1 protein-coding gene is annotated in these 2,755 nt (G+C 32.6%); it reads left to right on the forward strand.

Translation table 11 applies throughout. The features are described 5' to 3' along the window. Positions 1–373: 373 nt before the first annotated feature. Positions 374–2,578, forward strand: coding sequence for an LTA synthase family protein (locus tag LFUMFP_RS08705; RefSeq protein ID WP_158697738.1), 2,205 nt, complete (start codon positions 374–376; stop codon positions 2,576–2,578). The last annotated feature ends 177 nt before the right edge of the window (positions 2,579–2,755 follow it).

Consider the following 2,755-nt stretch of genomic DNA (forward strand, 5'->3'; position numbering starts at 1 on the left):
TCATCTTGATATCGTTTCATTGGAATGCTCCTATCTTGTTTTATTAATTATGGCACAACTGTTCAGAAATTTATGTACCAAATACTAGGATAGGAGCAGTTTACTTAGTCCGTATTTGAATAACGGATTGGATAACATTAAGAATCAAGCGCTATTGATATTGGATAGTGTGTTTTTAGCCTTATTTGCAGTAGCACCTATGTTAGTTAGATTAATACCATCTTTAAGCAGCGTTATGTTACCCTTTAACGATTTTATGTGGGCACTATTAATTTATTTGTTGGTATTTAGTTGTCTGCGATTAAAAAATATCACAAATAAAAAGTTATTATGTAACGTTAAAATTGGTAGTTCTTTATTAATAGGGATATTAATGGGCATAGTTATATTGGATCGTTGGTTAGGCTTTTATTCAGGTCTAGCATTAGCTAAAATAGTTTTAACGGGGTCTAATAACGTCTTTCTGTTATTCATAATGATGGCCTTCTGGCAATTGTCTAAACGTTGGTGGCAAGTTAATCAAGAACAATTACTAACATTGTTTGGCATCTGTTTGATAGCTGATCATTTCTTATTGATGCCCGCTATAAGTGCGTATGTATTAAAGATAACATCATTTGATAATGCGTTCACTGTACTTTGGAAAGCTGTTCTTTTTACCGTGGTTATCTATGCAGTTGTAAGATTAATTAATAAGACTATTAAAGGTAACCAGGGATGGGGGTCCAGAACATGGACGTACTATGGGGGCTTCATCGCGGCCCTGATTCTATATCTAGGGATGACAGTTAGCAACTTTAACTATCATTATTTAACGATTGTTTACACTAATCATGATAAATTGCTGTTGAATTTATTAAATTTATTATTATTATTCTTATTGTATCTCAGTATAGTAGCTATTTTTAATCGATTAATTTTGTCAGTTGGGATTTTTAGTTTGGTTGGGATTATCTATATTGTGGCTAATCAGCTAAAAATTAATGCGCGAAATGAGCCAATTCTACCAATTGAATTTAGTAATATTTTTAATATACCAGATTTATTAAAAATTATTCAACCAATCCAGGTTTTTTTAATGGTTATTATTGTTGTCGTTGGTATTGGTGCAATCGGTTTTGTCCAATATCGTCTGAAAGGTAAAGCGATATTTAAATGGTATGAACGGAGCCTATTCTTAGTTATGACGGCAGTGCTATTTAGCGTATGTGCCTATTTTATACCAGACTACACGCCTAAATTTTCTGATTATCAAGATACGGCCTTTAATCGATTTTTAAAGGATATTCAATATAAGCCAGTTCAAACAACACCGTCGGTCCAAATGCAGTATAATGGACAAATTGTCGGATTGGTTAGTATGGCACGTGTTAAGGTAATGGATAAACCAAAAGGTTATAGCCAAGCGAAGGTTAATGCGATTGTTAAAAAATATGAAACAGAAGCAACGACAATCAATCAAGATCGGACAGGCAAAGTTGGCGATCAAACTGTTATCTATGTTTTAAGTGAAAGTTTAGCCAATCCCAATCGGATACCCGGTGTTAAATTATCGCAGAATCCGTTAAGTTATTTAGATCAGATTAAGCAAAAAAACACGTCAGGCCTGATGGATAGTTACGGTTACGGTGGTGGAACGGCTAATATTGAATTTGAGGCGTTGACGAGTTTATCGATGAATAATTTTGCACCAAGTATGTCAATTCCTTATTTATATTTAGTTCCCAAACTGAAAAATATTCCAACAGTGATGGATGATTTTTCAACTAAAAATGCGATTCATCCGTTTACGCCAACTATTTATAGTCGGAATCGTGTTTTTAAGAAGTTTGGGTTTCAACATTTCTATAATTTGGATAGCGATGATAAATTAACATACACTAAAAAAATTCAAAATTCAGATTATATTTCAGATGATTCTGCTTTTAAAGAAACGTTAAAACAGGTTGGTCGTACTAAAAAAGGTCAATTCATTCAATTAACAACGATGCAGAATCATATGCCATACTTAGCGAATGATTATCAAAATACGATTAAAGTTTCCGGCGATTTGACAAAGAGCAGTCAGGCAGAATTAGAAACGTATACACAAGGAATCAGTTTTACAGACAAAGCACTAAAACAATTTATTAATAAGGTTAATAAAATTGATAAAAAAGTAACTGTTGTCTTTTATGGTGATCATCTGCCATCTGTGTATAATTTCAAAACGGATAATGATTCAAAACAGTCGAAATATGATCAATTATTGCATCAGACTGATTTCTTTATCTATAGTAATTTTAAGAGCCCAGTGGTGTCTCAAAATAAAGTTGTTAGTCCATATATGTTTACCCCGATGATGTTAGCGCAGACTAATAGTAAAGTATCACCTTACTATGCATTGTTAACAGATGTTTGGCAAAAAACACCAGCGTCTGAACGCCAAAAGACAATGGATAGTGATGGTAACTATATAACGACCAAGGTTTTGAATAAAGAAACCAAACAAATAATGAAAGATTATAAATTAATTCAGTATGATATTACCAACGGAAATCAGTATACGTATCAGACGGATTTCTATAAAACTAAATAATATAATCGATAAAAACAAGCTAACGGCTAGTCCATAAATCTGGATTAACAGTTAGCTTGTTTAGTTGATATTATAATTCTTCCGAAAATTTCAAGTTTAAGTTAGCCACTTTTAGTTACTATGTTTTAGGTCTTAGTATCTAGCTATCGAACTGAAATGAGTTGAACCCTGTTTGTT

This window comes from Latilactobacillus fuchuensis, assembly GCF_900258455.1.
Lineage (GTDB): Bacteria > Bacillota > Bacilli > Lactobacillales > Lactobacillaceae > Latilactobacillus > Latilactobacillus fuchuensis.

Bases quoted from the DNA above. Each gene is read 5' to 3' on its own strand.
- LFUMFP_RS08705 (WP_158697738.1), top strand. From the start codon at position 374: ATGGGCATAGTTATATTGGATCGTTGGTTAGGCTTTTATTCAGGTCTA.